The following is a 17,951-nucleotide window of genomic DNA, read 5'->3' as shown; positions in this document are numbered from 1 at the left end:
AAGGAGTTTTCAAGCTGTTTCAGAGCTGCGACAGTTGCCAGGCAACGGTGCCATGATCCCCGGAAATTTATGTGTCGGGGGACGTATTTTATGGAGTGCAAGTGTAAGAAATATTGGCAGGCGGGGTTGCCCTGTCCGACGGGGCAACCGGTGTCTGCGCTTACTGACGCGTCAGCCCAGACAACGACAGCCCAAGAGCATACAAGTCCGCATGGTATCGTTTTCGGTGTCGATCCCCAGGCTCATGGCACCCGAGGGGGCGTCCCGATCCCGGGGTATGACGCCCCGGGACTTGCCCTCAAACCCCCGCGCGACCCGTCGCTGTCATTGATCGCATTGAGTGGTATTGACCCCTCGGGGCCGCTGATGGCTGAAGTCCCTCCCGTGCTGAACAACAGCCCCTTCACCCGCACTCAGGTATTGGTTGGCTGGCGCATAGGGTTTGCCAACCGTTACGTTGGACCAGGTGCAAGCGAGGCCGTCGACCACAGTCCTGCTTTCCTACAGGCCCTGGATACCTTGCGCTCGGCGGGCGCGCAACTGGTGGCGCTGGATGCCTTGCGAGGTGACAGGGCCAACCCATTCGTTGCGTGTACTCGCAATGAGATCGATGAGCGCGTCGGTGAGCATAGTCTTGATGCCCTTGTGTCCGAAAGTAAAAGCGCAGCGTTTCATGGCGCGTGCGCCAGCGGATATCCCGGAGTATACGAGCTGCTTGAGGGCGGGACGAAACTGTGGTTTTACGGTGCCCGTTGGGCCGGTGACCGCTTACTGGTACTGGTTCGGTTCTATCGTCGGTTACTGAAAGATTCCGTGTGGATGCCTACATCGAGTAGTGAATAATCGGACCCCGGAGCAGGATTAGCCTCAACGGTTGTACACGGGGGACTTCTTAGACTGATGTCGGGTTATCAACCGATAGCCTGACATTCAGTCAAGTAGTGAGGCAGTTTATGATCGGACCGATTATCGCAGGCGGATTAACAGACGGTGTGCTGCAGGCATTTTTGAATCAGCCGCAAGGCTTCAAGAGTGCCTTTCAAATGTCAGAGGAAATGGCAAAAGGCCAAGCCACTTCAGAATCGCTGGTGAACGACTCGCTGAAACAAATCGCCAATATTGATCGCGGGTTGCAAGGTGGCAACGCGTTTATAGAAATCAATCCCGATGCCCGCAAGCAGGCGCAAATGCGCGATCAGGAGCGTGCCAGAGGCGTCTCTTGTGGATATCTATACGGTGTTCCGGTTGCGCTGAAAGACGTTTTTGAAACCAAGGACCGTATGCAGACAAGTGCAGGTTCCAAGGCATTGGTGGGGGCTCCGGCTACAGCAAATGCCAAGGTCGTGGACAAATTGCTGAAGGCTGGCTCGGTGGTTGTGGGTAAAACCAACATGAGTGAATTTTCCAACTTCCGCTCTGAATTCCCCGTTGATGGGTGGAGTTCCCGAGGTGGCCAGACGCTCAACCCACATCGGTTGGGAGGCCAGGTGGCTGGGTCGAGTTCCGGTTCTGCTGTTGCGGTTGCCCAAGGGCATGTTCCTCTGGCGTTAGGGGTGGAAACCAGTGGTTCGATCATTACCCCGGCTGCCTACAATGGTGTTTTCGGTCTGAAAACCACGGTTGGACTGGTCAGTACTGAAGGTGTCATGACCAGTTCACGTATGGATACGATAGGCACCTTCACACGTAATGTCCGTGATGCGGCAGAGGCACTCAACGCAATGACCGAAAGCAGGCGCTACTCTGAAGGCCTGGGGTCTGACGCCTTGAAAGGCAAGAGAATTGGCTACACACCGCTGCCTAAACTATCTGAAGAGGATGCCAAAGACCCAGCGAAACGGGCAGACCAAAAGCACTATGAGGCTGCAATCGAAGTGTTGAAGGATACGGGCGCTATCTTGGTTCAGGTCGGACAATTGGATTCAGACATTACTGAACAAACCTACAAGGACTATGATCAAGCGTTGTTTGGAGACGTCAAACAACAACTGGAAAATTACCTGGCAGGTCGGGAGAGGTTGCCGGTCAAGTCGATCTCGGAACTGATAGCTTTCAACAAACGTCACTCGCAGTCAGGAGAGCCTGACCAGAGGTTTCTGGAAATGATCAACGATCTGAACGTGACCCAGGAGAGGCGCGATCAGTTGTGGCAGGATATCGTGCCGATTTTCCAGAAAAGCATCGATGATCCCATCAAGAAACACAAACTCGATGCCATGGTGTCGAACTTTCTTTCTCACAACTATTATTACGCTGCCGCCGCGGGCTACCCGGGCATGTCCATCCCGTCCGGGATGGATGATGAAGGTATGCCGACAGCGCTCTATTTATATGGCACAGCTAACAGTGAAGCGACCTTACTCTCGGCTGCTTATGTCTATGAACAAGCTTCCCCGTCGATCAAGGAACCCGCCTTTCTTCCGGGGACGCCCTTCTCGCGAGTACCCGTTGATACAGGCGCCACTATAGGGGAACCTACAAACCTCGCATAAGGTTGATTCAACCTCTGCTGGCAGATGCACAGCAGAGGTCCGCCTCCCTTGATCAACTCGAACCGTAGCGTAAGGCGGGTTTGCGATGTGACAGGTTTGGCCCCAGGGCCAGGGGCCCAAATTGATGCGCCGGGCACTGCAACTGCAGGCCTGAAGCGCTACACACCATTAGGTTGTGGCGTTGGTGAGTCAAGGGATGACGAAGTTGCGCCGATCAACCGAGAGATGATCCCTTGCGCCGCGTGTTCGGTTGTGGCGGTGTCAAAGCGGCGCGCACTCATCCCCCACCCCGGCGCAAACCCCGGGAAGAACACCAGCCCTTCAGCTTCCAACCGAAACGCCAATGCCAGGCGGGTTTCATCCCCCACGTCGTATTGATTTTCAAACTGTTGAACCGCTTCGACCGCCACGCCAGCCTGAATAGCCAGGTGTTCCCTGCTCCAGCCCAGCATCGCGCGCGCTTGCACGCTGTGTTTGGCGGTGAATTGATGCAGGACGATCTGCTGTTCTACGAAAGAGCTCATTGCCAGAGAGGACATGGGTTTTCTCCAGGATTCGACGGGGGAGGGCAAACTATACTGTGTTTTTGTACAGTTGTTTTGACCGCTCATCAACTGGATGTTCAACGACCCGTTATTCCACCCCTGGCGCCTCGCGAATGATCAGGTGATCCAGGTTCTCGATATTCGCGCTGAACACCCCGAACGTCTGCTCGGGGTTTTTCTTGCTCGGCACCTGTTTCAGCTCCGGCGTCACCCCATAGAAGAAGCAGTACAACGCCCGCTCACTGTCCACCGCCGCCTTGATCTGCTCCAGGAAAGCCTTGCGCTTGCGGTAATTCTCGATGAGTTTCTTGCTCAGGTAGACGTTGACCGAGTAGGGCTTCTTGTCGAGCCACGCCTTCTTTTCGAAATCGATGCGAAAGCTGCTGGTGTAGTCCTTGATTTCCTTGATCTTGCCCCAGTAGATCAGGCCCTTGTTGTCCTGCAGGTATTCGATCTTCTTGAAGAACGTCCAGTAGGTGGCGGTGTGGTCGCCGATCTTCAACGGCATGGACTTGAGCTTGTCCTTGTCGTCGATGTTGGACACATAGCATTCCACCGGGTGGGCGAACACGCTGGTTTTGTCTGGTGTGGTGTCGCTGGCGCCGTGGGAAACGGAGCTGCGGTCTGAGGGTGTCTTCGTTGGTTCTAGTGGCATGCTTCCTTCGGTGCCCGCCAACGGGGGCTTGCGCTCGTACTGGCGGCGTGTGAGGACAAATTCCGATGGGAAATTATCCTCACGCTCGTCATCACTTTCGCCGGCGGTGGTCTTGTGCGTGCTGGCGTAGCGGCAGCCATCGATGTGTTGGGTGCCGGTCTTGTTCTTGAAGTGCGGCGTGCGCAGGTAATTGACGTTTTTGGCGTTGAAGGTGCTCAGGGTATTGCTGGTATCAAACGCTGCCCGGCATTCGTCGTTGGGGCACAGGAAGCGATCCTTGTCGGAATCGAAGTCGGCGGTTTCGTCGAAATTCAGGTCTCGTACGTCGTAGATCGACAGCTTGTCATCGAGACTCAGGCTGTAGGCCGTATCGAATTTCATGGGGCTCGGGTCCGTGAGAGGTTTCGCTATTAATAGCGGGATCCTGGGTAAATATCAGCAAGAACCTGCTACCCGTCGTCCACTCAAGAAACACAAGGTGCCACCTACCGCAGTCAGTGCCCCCAACGCATAGAACATGCTGGCCGGCGTGGCATTGATCAGCAGATAGCCGCAAATCACCGGGCTCATTGCCCCGCCAAATGCCGCCAGGTTCTGCGCACCGTAGTAACTGCCGCGCAGCGCATCAGGTGCGATAGTGTCGATAAACAGGAACTCGGAGGGGTAGATGATCATCTCGCCCAGGGTGAACACGAACATTGCCAGACACCAGGTGACCAGGCTGTTTGCGAAACTGAAACCGATAAGCCCGGCAATGAACAGCAACGTACCTAGCACGATCCAATAGCGCAGTTGCTCACGCTTGAGGAAACGGCCGATCTGGTACTGCATCAAAATCACAGTGATGGCATTGCAGGCCAGTACCGCAGACAGAATCTTCAGCGCCTCGGCGGGTTTGTAGGCTACGAGCAAAAACTGTGACAGATACAACGTGTAGCGCCCATGGACAATAGTGCTCAGCAGGCTGCCGCTGGTAAATAGAATCAGCGTGCGGTCGTTGCGCAAGGTGCGCAGGGTGGTCAGGAAACTCAAGGGCTTGTTGCTGTCATCCCGTTGGGTGGGCGGGATGCCAATCATCAGGAACACGCTGCCAAAGGCGATCGCGCTGGCGATCAGGAACGGTGCCAGTTGCATATGGCCGGCAATCACGACGCCGACCATCGGGCCTGTGGCGTAGCCGACGTTGGTCAGTGTGTAGCGCAGGGAAAACACCTTGGCACGCTCGCCCACCGGCAGGTTCTCGCTGATGATGGCTTTTGAGCCAATCAGGAACAGCGCCGACGCCGCTTCGGTGATGACCAGGGTCAGGGTGGTGAGGTAGAGGTTGCTGGCAAAGGTCAGCAATAGAAAACCGATGGAGCTGGAGAGCATGGCCAGGATCAGCAGCTTGCGCTTTTCCAGGCGGTCGATGATGTAGCCACCGTACAGGCCCAGCAATGTCGCGATAAACACCGCGATGCCCATCAGCAAGCCGATGTCCTGCTGGTTCAGGCCCAGGCGGGTACTCAGCAACAGGGCCAGCAACGGGCTGGTCATGGCGCGGCTGACCACGATGGTCACCGAGCAAATCATCAGGCGGCGGATTACCAGGGAGTAGGTGGCCACGGTGGGGCGGGTGTCCTTGTTATCTTTGTGGACAACGAAAATCCAGGGTGGGAGGGGGCTTGCCCCCGATGGCGGTGGCTCAGTCACCAGATGCTTGGCTGATAAACCGCTATCGGGAGCAAGCCCCTCCCACATTGTTCAGATCGAGTTATTGGCCGGAGTTGATGGTGATTTTTTCGACCGCACCTTGCTCCAGGTCCCACTTCTTCAGGATCTTGCCGTAGGTGCCATCATCGATCATGCCCTGCAACGCTTCACTGATCGCCGTGACCAACGCCGTATTGCTCTTCTCAATACCCAGCCCTGTGAACTGCTTGGAAATCGCCAGGCCCACCGGCTTGTACTTGCCTATATCCAGCGACATCAGATAAGGAATGGTCTCGCTGCCTTGCATCGCCGCGTCCAGGCGGTTCTGTTGCAACTGCGCCCGTGCATCCGCCGAGCCCTCAGTGCCGATCACCACGATCGCCGGCTTACCCGCCACTTCGCAGTTTTCTTTGCTCCATGCGGCAATTTCCGACGGCCAGGTGGTACGGCGGCTGGTGCCGACTTTTTTACCGCACAGGTCAGTCAATTCCTTGAGGTCTTCGCGCTTGGCCAGGGTGTAGAACTGCGGGCCGCTGGTGAAGTAGTCGATGAAGGTCACGGCCTTCTGGCGTTCGGCGGTGTCGCTCATGCCCGACAACACGATGTCCACGCGCTTGGTGGTCAGGCCGCTGAGCATCTGCTCGAAGCCGGTTTCCTGCCACTTGATCTTCACGCCCAGGCGCTCGGCGAGGGCGTTGCCCAGGTCGAAATCCAGGCCGGTGATCTTGTTGGTGGCCGGGTCCTTGAAGTCCATCGGCGGGTAGTTCGGCACGATGGCCGCGCTGATCTCACCCTTGTCCTTGATTGCCGCCGGCAATGCCGCGAAAACAACGGAAGAGGCCATCAGGCCTGCGAGCAACGTGGGGATAACTATTTTCTTCATGGAGGCGTTCTCGTTTGTTTTTTAGTTAAGTGCGAACGGCAGAAATAAAGCTTTGGGTACGCGGGTTTTGTGGGCTTATTAGAATTTCTTCGGGGCTGCCGGCTTCCACAATCTGGCCGGCATCCATAAACACCATGCGGTTGGAGACCTCGCGGGCGAAGCCCAACTCATGGGTGACCACAATCATGGTCATGCCAGTGGTGGCCAGGTCGCGCATCACCGACAGCACTTCTCCTACCAGCTCCGGGTCGAGGGCTGACGTCGGTTCGTCAAACAGCATCAGCTTGGGGCGCATCGCCAGCGCACGGGCAATCGCCACACGCTGTTGTTGCCCGCCGGACAACTCCACCGGATAGGCATTGCGTTTGTCCGCCAGGCCGACGCGGGCCAGCAACTCCAGGGCGTCCTCGATGGCTTCCTTGGGCGAACGCTTGAGCACCTGGCACGGGCCTTCGATGATGTTTTGCAGCACGGTCATGTGCGGGAACAAATTGAAACGCTGGAACACCATGCCGGTGGCCAGGCGCTGGCGGGCAATCTGCGATTCATTCATCTCATGCAGCTTGTTGCCGACCACGCGGTAACCCACCAGTTCGCCGTCGACCCACAGGCCGCCCTTGTCGATTTTTTCCAACTGGTTGACGCAGCGCAGCAGGGTGCTTTTACCCGAGCCGGACGGGCCGATGATGCACATCACTTCGCCTTGCTCGACCTCGATATTGATGTCGCGCAGCGCGTGATACTGGTCGTAGTACTTGTTCAGGTTGACGGCCTTGACGATGCTTCTCATGGGGCAATTCTCCTCAACCCAGACTTACGAACGCTTGCCGGCGCCGCGGGCAAAGCGGCGCTCGAGGCGGCTTTGGCCAAATGAAAGAACAGTCACCACCGCCAGGTACCAGATGCCGGCCACAATCAGCAGTTCCATGACCCGGGCGTTGGCGTAATAGATGTTTTGCGCGTTGTGCAGCAGTTCCGAATACTGGATCACGCTGGCCAGGCTGGTCATTTTCACCATGCTGATGAACTCGTTGCCTACAGGCGGAATGATCACCCGCATGGCCTGCGGCAGAATGATCCTACGCAGTGCTTGCAGGCTCGGCATGCCGATGGACTTGGCGGCTTCATACTGGCCGGTGTCGACCGAGAGCAAACCGGCACGCACCACTTCGGCGGTGTACGCACCCTGGTTGATACTCAGGCCCAGCAGGGCAGCCACGAACGGCGTCATCAGGTCGACGGTGTCGATGCTGAACACGCCGGGAATCGCGATCACCGGGAAGATCAACGCCAGGTTGAACCACAGCAGCAGTTGCAGGATCAGCGGCGTACCCCGGAACAGCCAGGTGTAGGTGATGGCCACATAGCGCAGGATCGGGTTGGCCGACATACGCATGATCGCCGTGATCACCCCGATCACCACGCCCAGCACCATGGCCAGGATCGACATGACGATGGTGTTGACCAGGCCCCAGAGGATGGCCTCAGACGTGAGGAACTGCCCGATGTAGGACCATTCGATCTGGCCGTTGGCGAAGGCACGCAGCAATGCAGCCAACACGATCACGATCAAGGTGGCAAAAAACATCCGCCCGTAATAACGACGCGGCACGTGTTCGTACTGCGTGATATCGAACTGGTTCTCGGACAATTTGCGCTCGGCTGCCAAGCGCTCGGCCGGGGTTTGGTTCATGGTGAATCTCCAAAACTTACAACGCTCTAACTACTGTACGCGGTCCAAATGTGGGAGCTGGCTTGCCTGCGAAGACGCCAGCCCAAACACCGCAGATTTAAATCCGGAACCCCTGATAACTCTCTGCCCACTGCTGTTGAGTCGCTAATGCGGACTTCAACCGCCCAATCTGCTCCCGAACCCGCTCCGGCGCTGTTCCACCCCACCCACTGCGCGCCGCAATCGCCGCTTCCAGGGTCAGGCAGTCGCGCACTCCTGGTGTGAGTCGTGCATCCACCTCCGCCAACATCGCCGGCGAGGCTTCCCACAACTCAATCTCATGCTTCTCACAGGCCTGCACCAACGCGCCGGTAATCTCGTGGGCCTCTTTAAACGGCACACCACGGGTGGCCAACCAATCCGCCACCTCAGTCGCCAAGGTGAAGCCCATCGGCGCCTGACGCCGCAGCTCTTGTACCTGCACCTTCATGGTCGCGACCATTCCGGCCATCGCCGGCAACACCAGCAGCAATGTATCCACGCTGTCCAACACGCTGTGCTTGTCTTCACTCAAATCGCGGTTGTACGACAGCGGCAATGACTTGAGCGTCGACATCAAGCCGGTAAGGTTGCCAATCAACCGCCCAGCCTTGCCGCGCGCCAATTCGGCAATATCCGGGTTCTTTTTCTGCGGCATGATCGAGCTGCCGGTAGCGTAGGCATCGTCCAGCACCACCCAGCGAAATTGCCGCGAGGACCACAGGCAAAACTCTTCGGACAGGCGCGAAATATTCACCCCGAGCATGCCCGCCACAAACAGGAACTCCGCCACATGGTCACGGCTGGCCACCGCGTCGATGGAGTTTTCGCACGGCCCGGTGTAGCCCATTTCCTTGGCAGAATGCTCCGGTTGCCGCGCAATCGCCGAACCGGCCATTGCCGCTGCGCCCAGTGGCGACAACGCCGTACGCGCATCCCAATCCACCAGGCGTTGCACATCGCGCAACATCGACTGGGCATGCGCCAGCAAGTGGTGGGCGAACACAATGGGTTGCGCCTGCTGCAAATGGGTAAAACCAGGGCAGATGCTCTCCACATGCTGCTCAGCCTGCTCCACCAACGCCTGCTGCAAACCCAGCACCTCGGTGGTGATGGTGCGCGCATGGTCGCGTAGGAAAAGGCGCAGGTCATTGGCCGTCTGGTCGTTGCGCGAACGCCCGGCACGCAACTTGCCACCCAGGGCGCCGAGGCGTTCGGTCAGTACGCGTTCGATGAAGGTGTGCACGTCCTCGTCATCCAGGGTCGGATGCAGCGTGCCGGCGGCGAAATCTGCGCCAATACCGTCCAGCGCATCGAGGGTGCGCAGGGTTTCCGATTCATCCAGCAAGCCCGCGCGCTGCAACTCACGGGCATGGGCACGGGAGCCGGCCAGGTCGTAGGGTGTCAGGCGGAAATAGCGCTCAGGGCAACGCGACAACGCGGCCAATGCAGCAGACGGGCCGGTCTTGAAACGAGCGCCCCAAAGGCGGTCGGTGGGCTGGGACATGGTTGTTCCTCACGCTTGTTTTTAGAAGAGTCGGAGGCAGTAAAAATAAGTTTTCAACTAGACTGAACCAGCGTCTGACGCGCCGTATTCAAGGTTGCCAAGGGCGGATGTTTATGTTCATTATCGCCGCCTGGCTATGTTCAAGGATTGGGTTGAAGCCTGTTGAATATGGCACTTGAGGTCAACGCGTATTATGGAAACCCCACTTTCCACTTCTGGAAACCTGCCACCCAAACCCGGCACAAGACCGCCCCTGCAGTTGAGCGGGCTGGACTTCAAACTGCTGCGCGTGTTCATGGCCGTGGTCGAAGCCGGCGGCTTCAGCGCCGCGCAAAACGAGCTGAACGTGGGCCTGGCGGCGATCAGCAAACAGATCTCCGACCTTGAGATTCGCATCGGCATGCGCCTGTGCACCCGGGGTCGCGAAGGGTTTGGGCTGACCGAAGAAGGCAAGTTGGTGTATCAGGCGTCCATCGAGTTATTTACCTCGGTGGACAGTTTTCGCGACAAGCTTAGTTCGGCGCAGAACGAGCTTATTGGTGACCTTAGTGTGGGGGTTATTGATAACACGGCGTCCGACGTTAATTCCCCGCTCATTGCCGCGTTGGGGAAATTACATAGCGAATCGCCAAAGATTAGATTGCGCCTACATGCCTCACAATTGGACGAAGTTGAACGCGGCGTGGTGGAAGGGCGCTTGATCGTCGGCATCGTGCCGGTGTACCAGCGCCGTGAAGAATTCGACTATTTCCCGCTGTATGAGGAAAAGGCCCACGCTTACTGTGCCGTAGGACACCCACTCTTCGACGCAAACGACCTCACGCCCGATGTCTTGCGCCAATACGAAGTGGTGAACCATCGGTATGCGATCCACCGCGACAAGGCCAACTTCGTCAACTATGACAGCCAGTCCGCGTCGGCCTCACAAGTCGAAGCCGTCGCGATCCTGATCCTTACTGGCCGTTTCCTCGGCTTCTTGCCCGAACACTACGCCACGCCCTTGGTAAGAGAAGGGCGCCTACGGGCATTGTGCCCGGAGCAAGTGCACTTGAGCACCGCCTTCAACCTGATCCTGCGCCACAACGCCCCGCGCAGCCCGATGGTAAAAGCCTTTGCGACGGCGTTGGGCGTGGACCTCAAAGCCACGGCATAGACCTTCTGCCAAACAAGGATCTGGGCTCGGCGAAGATCAAATGTGGGAGCTGTCGAGCTTCGGCGAGGCTGCGAAGGGATCGAATCGGTTTCCCTGGCGAACCTGCCATTCGCATCGATACATTTTCCGCCTAGGCAACAAACAAGCTGGCTTGTATTGTCTTCAGCCAACCCAAAGGAGGGATGCTCATGACTCAAACAAAAAACAGCCCCCCAGCGGAAAGCACCTGGGACAGCTATTTTCTCCATGGCGAATCAGTGTCTGACGACTTTATGTCTGAGGATGATCGATTGGAGGTTCTGAAGTTGAATCAGATTGTTCAGGAGCGACTCGACGTCAGCGAAACACCCATTGGTGTGTCCCTCGAAGAACGAGATTTCGGGGCAACGTAATTCAATCTTTCAACCCCTAGCACCCCTTGCTAGTGCGCGACTACCGCAGCTGCTTGCGCTTCTTCTTCGCATGAAAATGCCGAAAATGCGCATCCTGCGCCGCCGCCAGCAACTCCCGATCCCCACGCGTATCGCCCCAGGCCCGCAGCCGATACTCGCCCAAATCCCCGTACACCGCCTCAAGCCGCAACACCTTGTTCTCACACCGGCAGTTATTCCCGGTGAGCTTGCCAGTCAACACCCCGTCGACCACCTCAAGCTCCGTGCCGATCAACTTGATCCCCAGCCGATTGGCAAACGGCTGCAACACCAATGCCGGCGACGCCGAACACAGCGTGACCTCCGCCCCGGAGCCCAACTCCTGCTCCACCGATAACACCCCTGTCGGCCGCATCAGCCGCGCCCAGGTCTTCTGGCAATACTCCTCGGCTTTCTGTTGCACCCATGCCTTCTCCACCCCGGTCATAAAGGTGCGGATCAACTGTGCCTTCAACTCATCCCGGCTGATCTGCCGCACCAGAAAGCGCAGCCCCGGCACCGCCAGCTTGACCATCCGGCCGTAGAACTCGCCGGGGCCAAAGGCAAACTTGAGGAAGGGCACGAAACTGTCGTGGTGGGTCAGGGTGCCGTCGAAGTCAAAGACGGAAAGTACTTTGGCGTCAGCGGGGCCGGCTTCGAGCATGTCTGGGTTCACGGGTTGGCCTCGGTCCTATCGGGTATTTTTTGAGTGTGCATCAGCTGTGACAGCGGGAGTCTACTCCCGTGCCAATCTTCCGACTTTGGCGTAAAGCCCTTCGGTGACAACGCTGATGGCAATTGGGGCACAAGGCTACAGCATTGGTGATGCGATCCGAACCCTTCTGGGCGAGGTGGTCAGCCTGATGTGCTTCAAGAAGTGGCAATTCACCGCGCACAAAAAAGCCCTGAACACGTCAGGGCTTCATGGGGTTGCTTGGCTCAGGAATCAATCCCAGCTCAGCGCGCCGCCAGTCTGGTACTCGATCACACGGGTCTCGAAGAAGTTTTTCTCTTTCTTCAAGTCCATGATCTCGCTCATCCACGGGAATGGGTTGGTGGTACCTGGGTACTCTTCCTTCAACCCAATCTGCGACAGACGACGGTTAGCAATGAACTTGAGGTAATCCTCCATCATCGCTGCGTTCATGCCCAATACACCGCGAGGCATGGTGTCACGAGCGTATTCAATCTCCAGCTGCGTCCCCTGCAGGATCATCTGGGTCGCTTCTTCCTTCATCTCGGCATCCCACAAATGCGGGTTTTCGATTTTGATCTGGTTGATCACATCGATACCGAAGTTCAGGTGCATCGACTCGTCACGCAGGATGTACTGGAACTGCTCGGCGACGCCGGTCATTTTGTTGCGACGGCCCATGGACAGGATCTGGGTGAAGCCGCAGTAGAAGAAGATGCCTTCCAGGACGCAGTAGTAGGCGACCAGGTTGCGCAGCAGCTCTTTGTCGGTTTCGACGGTGCCGGTTTCGAACTTCGGATCGGAGATCGAGCGGGTGTACTTCAGGCCCCAGGCGGCCTTTTTGGCGACCGATGGGATCTCGTGGTACATGTTGAAGATCTCGCCTTCATCCATGGCCAGCGATTCGATGCAGTACTGGTAGGCGTGGGTGTGGATCGCTTCTTCGAAGGCCTGGCGCAGGATGTACTGGCGGCACTCCGGGTTGGTGATCAGGCGGTACACGGCCAGCACCAAGTTGTTGGCGACCAGGGAGTCGGCGGTGGAAAAGAAGCCGAGGTTGCGCATGACGATGCGGCGTTCGTCGTCGGTCAGGCCTTCGGGGTTTTTCCACAGGGCGATGTCGGCGGTCATGTTGACCTCTTGCGGCATCCAGTGGTTGGCGCAGCCGTCGAGGTACTTCTGCCAGGCCCAGTCGTACTTGAACGGCACGAGTTGGTTGAGGTCGGCGCGGCAGTTGATCATGCGCTTTTCGTCAACGGCGACGCGGGCGGAGGCGCCTTCGAGTTCGGCGAGGCCTTCGGCGACGTCGAGTTTGTCGAGGGCGGCCTTGGCGCGGACGATGGCGGCGGAGTCACTGGCGGTGACGGCGCGGGCTTCGATGGCCGCGGCAGCGCCGGCACCGTCGAGGCGGTCCATGTTGGCTTCGGTGGCGTGGCCGGCGTTGGCGCCTTTGGTGGCTACTTCGCCTTCTTCTTCTTTGTCGAATTCGTCCCAGCTCAGCATGACGTGTCGTCTCCTGCGTGAGGGCTCAAAGGTGCCCGTGTGAAACCGGATGGTTGGGTGTTCACACGGCCCTGAGGCCGCGGTGGATCTTAAGGAATCGTTTGTTGCAGCTAGCGCACGCATTAAACGGAATAGGCTTACGGGTGCTCTGCGTGAGGCTTGAGGTGCGGAGCGGTGGTTGCTTGCTCCTGCGGGATGCCTCAGGTCTGGCTCTTCATCCCTGTGTAAAGGGATATTGCAGGCCCGATTTACCCGCGCATTGTAGGGGAAAAAAACCGGTTTGTGTTGAGGCGGATGGTCACGGAGAGCGGCCAGAATGACGTGTTTTTCGGCCAGAGTGCGGGTTTACAAGGCTTTGCTGGGGTTGGATTTTTTTGACGGGCGGTGGGATGTTTTTTGTGAGGGGAGGAGCGGCGTGGTGCGTCAGGCTTTTATAGGTGCGGTGTGGCAGCTAGCGCTATCGGGGGCAAGCCCCCTCCCACATTTAGGCGGGGTCGTTGCTTTGCCGCAAGAACGATTTCTTGCGGCGAATACGTTCAAACTAACAAGTGATTAGCCGTTAGAACAACCATTGCCCATCACGTGGTAATTAAGAATATGCCGCTGGCCCTGCGAGTCTTCATATTCCATCTTCACCGGTACCACTTCGCATACTTCCGGAATACTGCTCATGGACAGTACTTTTGCCACGTCCAGATGGGTGCTGTAAGTGTAGTCTTCAACGATTGGAGGGTTGCTGCCAGCTACGTCAGTCGGGGCTTCGTCGGCCAGGGCGGCGGTGGCGCACAAGCTGCTGAGGGCCATAACTACTAAAGCTTTCATTTCTCTATTTACCTTCTTCAGGGCGAAAGGGGTCACGGGGCCCTTGTGAGGCCACGTGTGTAACTCAAGAGTTGGGAAGTTCGGATTAACGTTGCCTTCGTGGGGGCTGTTGCGTTGTTAATCACTGCTGTATTTAACTAAAGTGCCGTGTTGGCGGAAGTGATTTTAGGCTCCCGGGTTATATTCATATACCCGTGCTTTTGATAAACACTATTGGCGGTTTTTGTAACAATCCGGTGGTAAAGCTTTTTTCACAAAGCCGCAAAGCGCCACAGCCCGCGGGCCAGAGCCGCAAACGGAGATATCAGGGCAATTTGTAGGGGCTTGTTACTACCATCGTCGAATGGTTCTATAGGGCTGCCCCGGCTACAACAGGGCCATACAAAAACAACTATGTCACCGAGGTAAGAAAGATGAGTGCGGCTTCCCTGTACCCCGTTCGCCCCGAAGTAGCAGCCAACACGCTGACCGACGAGGCGACCTACAAGGCCATGTACCAGCAGTCGGTGGTCAACCCCGATGGTTTCTGGCGCGAGCAAGCCAAGCGTCTTGACTGGATCAAGCCTTTCACCACGGTGAAGCAGACCTCTTTCGACGATCACCACGTCGACATCAAGTGGTTCGCCGATGGCACCCTGAACGTTTCCTACAACTGCCTGGACCGTCACCTCGCCGAGCGTGGCGACCAGATCGCGATCATCTGGGAGGGCGACGACCCTGCCGAGAGCCGCAACATCACTTACCGCGAGCTGCACGAAGAAGTCTGCAAGTTCGCCAACGCCCTACGTGGCCAGGATGTGCACCGTGGCGACGTGGTGACTATCTATATGCCGATGATCCCCGAAGCCGTGGTGGCCATGCTGGCCTGTACCCGCATCGGTGCGATTCACTCCGTGGTGTTTGGCGGTTTCTCGCCGGAGGCCCTGGCCGGTCGCATCATCGACTGTAAGTCGAAGGTGGTGATCACTGCTGACGAGGGCATCCGTGCCGGTAAGAAGATTCCGCTGAAGGCCAACGTCGACGACGCCCTGACCAACCCGGAAACCAGCAGCATCCAGAAAGTCATCGTGTGCAAGCGCACCAACGGCCAGATCAAGTGGAACCAGCACCGCGACATCTGGTACGAAGACCTGATGAAAGTGGCGGGCACAGTGTGTGCGCCCAAAGAGATGGGCGCTGAAGAAGCGCTGTTCATCCTCTACACCTCCGGTTCCACCGGCAAGCCCAAGGGCGTGCAGCACACCACCGGCGGCTACCTGTTGTACGCCGGCCTGACCCACGAGCGCGTGTTCGACTACCGCCCGGGCGAAATCTACTGGTGCACCGCCGACGTCGGCTGGGTCACCGGCCACACTTATATTGTCTACGGACCGCTGTCCAACGGCGCGACCACCGTGCTGTTCGAGGGCGTGCCGAACTACCCGGACATTACCCGGGTGGCGAAGATCGTCGACAAGCACAAGGTCAACATCCTCTACACCGCCCCAACCGCGATCCGCGCCATGATGGCCTCCGGCACCGCTGCCGTGGAAGGCGCCGATGGCAGCAGCCTGCGCCTGCTCGGTTCGGTGGGCGAGCCAATCAACCCGGAGGCCTGGGACTGGTACTACAAGAACGTCGGCCAATCCCGTTGCCCGATTGTTGATACCTGGTGGCAGACCGAAACCGGCGGCAACATGATGAGCCCGCTGCCGGGGGCTCATGCGCTCAAGCCGGGTTCGGCGGCACGGCCGTTCTTCGGCGTGGTGCCGGCATTGGTGGACAACCTCGGCAACCTGATCGAAGGCGCGGCCGAAGGCAACCTGGTGATCCTCGATTCGTGGCCAGGCCAGGCGCGTACCCTGTACGGCGACCATGACCGCTTTGTCGACACCTATTTCAAGACCTTCCGTGGCATGTACTTCACCGGTGACGGTGCGCGCCGTGACGAGGACGGTTACTACTGGATTACCGGCCGCGTGGACGACGTGCTGAACGTGTCCGGCCACCGCATGGGCACCGCCGAGATCGAAAGCGCCATGGTTGCCCACCCCAAAGTCGCCGAAGCGGCGGTGGTGGGGGTTCCGCACGACATCAAGGGGCAGGGCATCTATGTGTATGTCACCCTCAAAAATGGCGAAGAGCCCAACGAAGCGCTGCGCCTGGAGCTGAAAAACTGGGTGCGCAAGGAAATCGGGCCGATTGCTTCGCCGGATGTGATCCAGTGGGCGCCGGGCTTGCCGAAGACCCGTTCGGGGAAAATCATGCGGCGCATCCTGCGCAAGATTGCCACGGCTGAGTACGACGGGCTGGGGGATATCTCCACGCTGGCGGACCCGGGTGTGGTGGCGCATCTGATCGAGACGCACAAGACCATGAACGTCGCGTAAGGCGGGATAGTCGGATAAAGCCCCACCCGGTATAAGCCGGGTGGGGCTTTTTCGTGGGATCTTGAAACCAATGGAGATCAAATGTGGGAGGGGGCTTGCCCCCGATGGCAGTGTGTCAGTAGACATATTTGGCGCTGATCCACCGCTATCGGGGGCAAGCCCCCTCCCACATGGGATCTGCGGCAGATCAATAAATATCGGTTTTTCGTGTAGGGCGTTTCTGAATGTTACCGCGAGCGCTGAATGTGTAACCTCGCGCCCAAACCTGAGGCAATGCGCTACGCCTCTGCTCCGAAAAACCCCATTCCAGACACCCCTGGAAATAAGATTAAACGCCAGACTTGCCGTGCCAGAAGGGTTTGCGAATAATAGGCCCGCAATTTGCAGCGTCTACAGGTTTAATGTCTTTTGTCTCTGCATAAAATCCAGAGGCTGTCAATGAGCTGGAACCGCTTTCTCGGTGCTTCTGTAAATTGTTGTCGCATTGAGGAAATATCGGCTTCCAGCCTGTCGTTAGAATGCCGATCACTCGCTCGTCGTCTCCGGTGTTGAATCGGTGTCGGACGCAGCACCGCTATTCGGTTTCCCTTACGCCGCATCGTGGGCCATGGCTCATACTGCTGTTTTGCCCTATACCGATGGAGTCCCAAGATGAAGAAACTCGTGCTGTTGGGCGCCCTGGCGCTGTCCGTGCTGTCCATGCAGGCTTTCGCTGATGAAAAGCCCCTGAAGATTGGTATCGAAGCGGCTTACCCTCCGTTTGCCTCGAAGGCGCCGGATGGCAGTATCGTCGGTTTTGACTACGACATCGGCAACGCCCTGTGCGCAGAGATGAAGGTCAAGTGCACCTGGGTCGAGCAGGAGTTCGACGGCCTGATCCCGGCGCTGAAAGTGCGCAAGATCGACGCGATCCTGTCGTCCATGTCCATCACGGAGGACCGCAAGAAGTCCGTGGACTTCACCACCCGCTACTACCTGACCCCGGCGCGCCTGGTGTTGAAGGAAGGCACTACCGTCAGCGACAGCCTGGATGAATTGAAGGGCAAGAAAATCGGTGTGCAGCGCGGTTCGATCCACGATCGTTTCGCCAAGGAAGTCCTGGCTCCGAAAGGCGCCACCGTGGTGCCTTACAGCTCGCAGAACGAAATCTACCTGGACGTGGAAGCCGGTCGCCTCGATGGCACCGTGGCTGACGCTACCCTGCTGCAGGACGGTTTCCTGAAAACCCCTGCTGGCAAAGGCTACGCGTTCGTGGGCCCGGCGTTCACCGACGTCAAGTACTTCGGCGACGGCGTCGGTATCGCGGTACGCAAGGGCGACAAGGAAAACCTGGACCGCATCAACGCAGCTATTGCCGCGATCCGTGCCAACGGTGAGTACAAGAAAATCCAGGACAAGTACTTCGACTTCGATATCTACGGCGCTGACGCCAAGTAACTCGTCGCAGCGGTCTGTCCCAAATGGCGCAAGCAACAGAATTCCTGCGGTTTGCGCCATTTTTTCATCCCCCCTTTT

The 17,951-nt window shown here is 57.8% G+C and carries 16 protein-coding genes and 1 pseudogene; 6 read left to right on the top strand and 11 right to left on the bottom strand.

Going from position 1 to position 17,951, the window contains the following annotated elements; translation table 11 throughout:
* Positions 1-366: 366 nt before the first annotated feature.
* Together LUU92_RS22300 and LUU92_RS22295 are read left to right on the top strand one after the other, a co-directional pair.
* Positions 367-843, top strand: a complete 477-nt coding sequence (locus LUU92_RS22300; RefSeq protein ID WP_231999525.1) for a hypothetical protein — start codon at positions 367-369, stop codon at positions 841-843.
* A gap of 110 nt (positions 844-953) precedes the next feature.
* Entirely contained in the window at positions 954-2,492 is a 1,539-nt protein-coding gene (locus LUU92_RS22295; RefSeq protein WP_257102657.1) for an amidase family protein, read from the top strand.
* 158 nt (positions 2,493-2,650) lie between these two features.
* Here LUU92_RS22295 and LUU92_RS22290 read toward each other — a convergent pair whose 3' ends face one another.
* The 7 genes from LUU92_RS22290 to argH all read right to left on the bottom strand — a co-directional run bounded on the left by LUU92_RS22290 (position 2,651) and on the right by argH (position 9,485).
* Positions 2,651-3,031 carry a helix-turn-helix domain-containing protein gene (locus tag LUU92_RS22290; protein WP_071489508.1) on the bottom strand — a complete coding sequence of 127 codons (381 nt, stop codon included), beginning with the start codon at positions 3,029-3,031 and terminating at the stop codon, positions 2,651-2,653.
* A 94-nt stretch (positions 3,032-3,125) separates the two neighbouring features.
* Entirely contained in the window at positions 3,126-4,073 is a 948-nt protein-coding gene (locus LUU92_RS22285; RefSeq protein WP_257102656.1) for a hypothetical protein, read from the bottom strand.
* A 54-nt stretch (positions 4,074-4,127) separates the two neighbouring features.
* On the bottom strand, positions 4,128-5,297 hold the full coding sequence (locus LUU92_RS22280) for an MFS transporter (RefSeq protein WP_257102655.1): 1,170 nt from the start codon (positions 5,295-5,297) through the stop codon (positions 4,128-4,130).
* Between the two features lie 148 nt (positions 5,298-5,445).
* The gene (locus tag LUU92_RS22275; protein ID WP_071489511.1) at positions 5,446-6,267 is read right to left on the bottom strand and encodes an ABC transporter substrate-binding protein; all 822 of its coding nucleotides are present in this window, start codon (positions 6,265-6,267) and stop codon (positions 5,446-5,448) included.
* A 25-nt stretch (positions 6,268-6,292) separates the two neighbouring features.
* Positions 6,293-7,057, bottom strand: coding sequence for an amino acid ABC transporter ATP-binding protein (locus LUU92_RS22270; RefSeq protein ID WP_010208290.1), 765 nt, complete (start codon positions 7,055-7,057; stop codon positions 6,293-6,295).
* Positions 7,058-7,081: 24 nt separating this feature from the next.
* Positions 7,082-7,960: an amino acid ABC transporter permease gene (locus LUU92_RS22265; RefSeq protein WP_093513948.1), complete on the bottom strand. Its 879-nt coding sequence runs from the start codon at positions 7,958-7,960 to the stop codon at positions 7,082-7,084.
* A gap of 97 nt (positions 7,961-8,057) precedes the next feature.
* Entirely contained in the window at positions 8,058-9,485 is a 1,428-nt protein-coding gene (gene argH / locus LUU92_RS22260) for an argininosuccinate lyase (protein WP_257102654.1), read from the bottom strand.
* A gap of 193 nt (positions 9,486-9,678) precedes the next feature.
* Between argH and LUU92_RS22255 the strand changes: the two genes are divergently transcribed.
* Both LUU92_RS22255 and LUU92_RS22250 read left to right on the top strand, forming a co-directional pair.
* Complete coding sequence (locus LUU92_RS22255) at positions 9,679-10,638, top strand: LysR family transcriptional regulator (protein WP_222540297.1); 960 nt, start codon at positions 9,679-9,681, stop codon at positions 10,636-10,638.
* A gap of 188 nt (positions 10,639-10,826) precedes the next feature.
* Complete coding sequence (locus LUU92_RS22250; protein ID WP_071489515.1) at positions 10,827-11,030, top strand: AbrB/MazE/SpoVT family DNA-binding domain-containing protein; 204 nt, start codon at positions 10,827-10,829, stop codon at positions 11,028-11,030.
* 40 nt (positions 11,031-11,070) lie between these two features.
* On the opposite strand, the gene LUU92_RS22245 is transcribed toward LUU92_RS22250, so the two are convergent.
* From LUU92_RS22245 to LUU92_RS22230, 4 genes and pseudogenes are all read right to left on the bottom strand, one after another.
* Positions 11,071-11,712, bottom strand: a complete 642-nt coding sequence (locus tag LUU92_RS22245) for an HAD-IB family hydrolase (protein WP_038846731.1) — start codon at positions 11,710-11,712, stop codon at positions 11,071-11,073.
* A 52-nt stretch (positions 11,713-11,764) separates the two neighbouring features.
* A pseudogene (locus tag LUU92_RS29280) lies at positions 11,765-11,932 on the bottom strand (HNH endonuclease); the annotation flags it as partial.
* Between the two features lie 62 nt (positions 11,933-11,994).
* Positions 11,995-13,245, bottom strand: a complete 1,251-nt coding sequence (locus tag LUU92_RS22235; RefSeq protein ID WP_093529834.1) for a ribonucleotide-diphosphate reductase subunit beta — start codon at positions 13,243-13,245, stop codon at positions 11,995-11,997.
* 552 nt (positions 13,246-13,797) lie between these two features.
* Positions 13,798-14,067, bottom strand: coding sequence for a DUF2790 domain-containing protein (locus LUU92_RS22230; RefSeq protein WP_092242420.1), 270 nt, complete (start codon positions 14,065-14,067; stop codon positions 13,798-13,800).
* 413 nt (positions 14,068-14,480) lie between these two features.
* Here LUU92_RS22230 and acs point away from each other — a divergent pair, with 413 nt between their 5' ends.
* Positions 14,481-16,436 carry an acetate--CoA ligase gene (acs, locus tag LUU92_RS22225; protein WP_071490555.1) on the top strand — a complete coding sequence of 652 codons (1,956 nt, stop codon included), beginning with the start codon at positions 14,481-14,483 and terminating at the stop codon, positions 16,434-16,436.
* Positions 16,437-17,087: 651 nt separating this feature from the next.
* Entirely contained in the window at positions 17,088-17,873 is a 786-nt protein-coding gene (gene aotJ / locus LUU92_RS22220) for an L-arginine-binding protein AotJ (RefSeq protein WP_092242426.1), read from the top strand.
* The last annotated feature ends 78 nt before the right edge of the window (positions 17,874-17,951 follow it).

It is taken from the genome of Pseudomonas extremorientalis (assembly GCF_024584605.1).
Lineage (GTDB): Bacteria > Pseudomonadota > Gammaproteobacteria > Pseudomonadales > Pseudomonadaceae > Aquipseudomonas > Aquipseudomonas extremorientalis.
The sequence above is the reverse complement of the archived record's forward strand: the minus strand, read 5'-3'. Positions and strand labels throughout refer to the sequence as shown.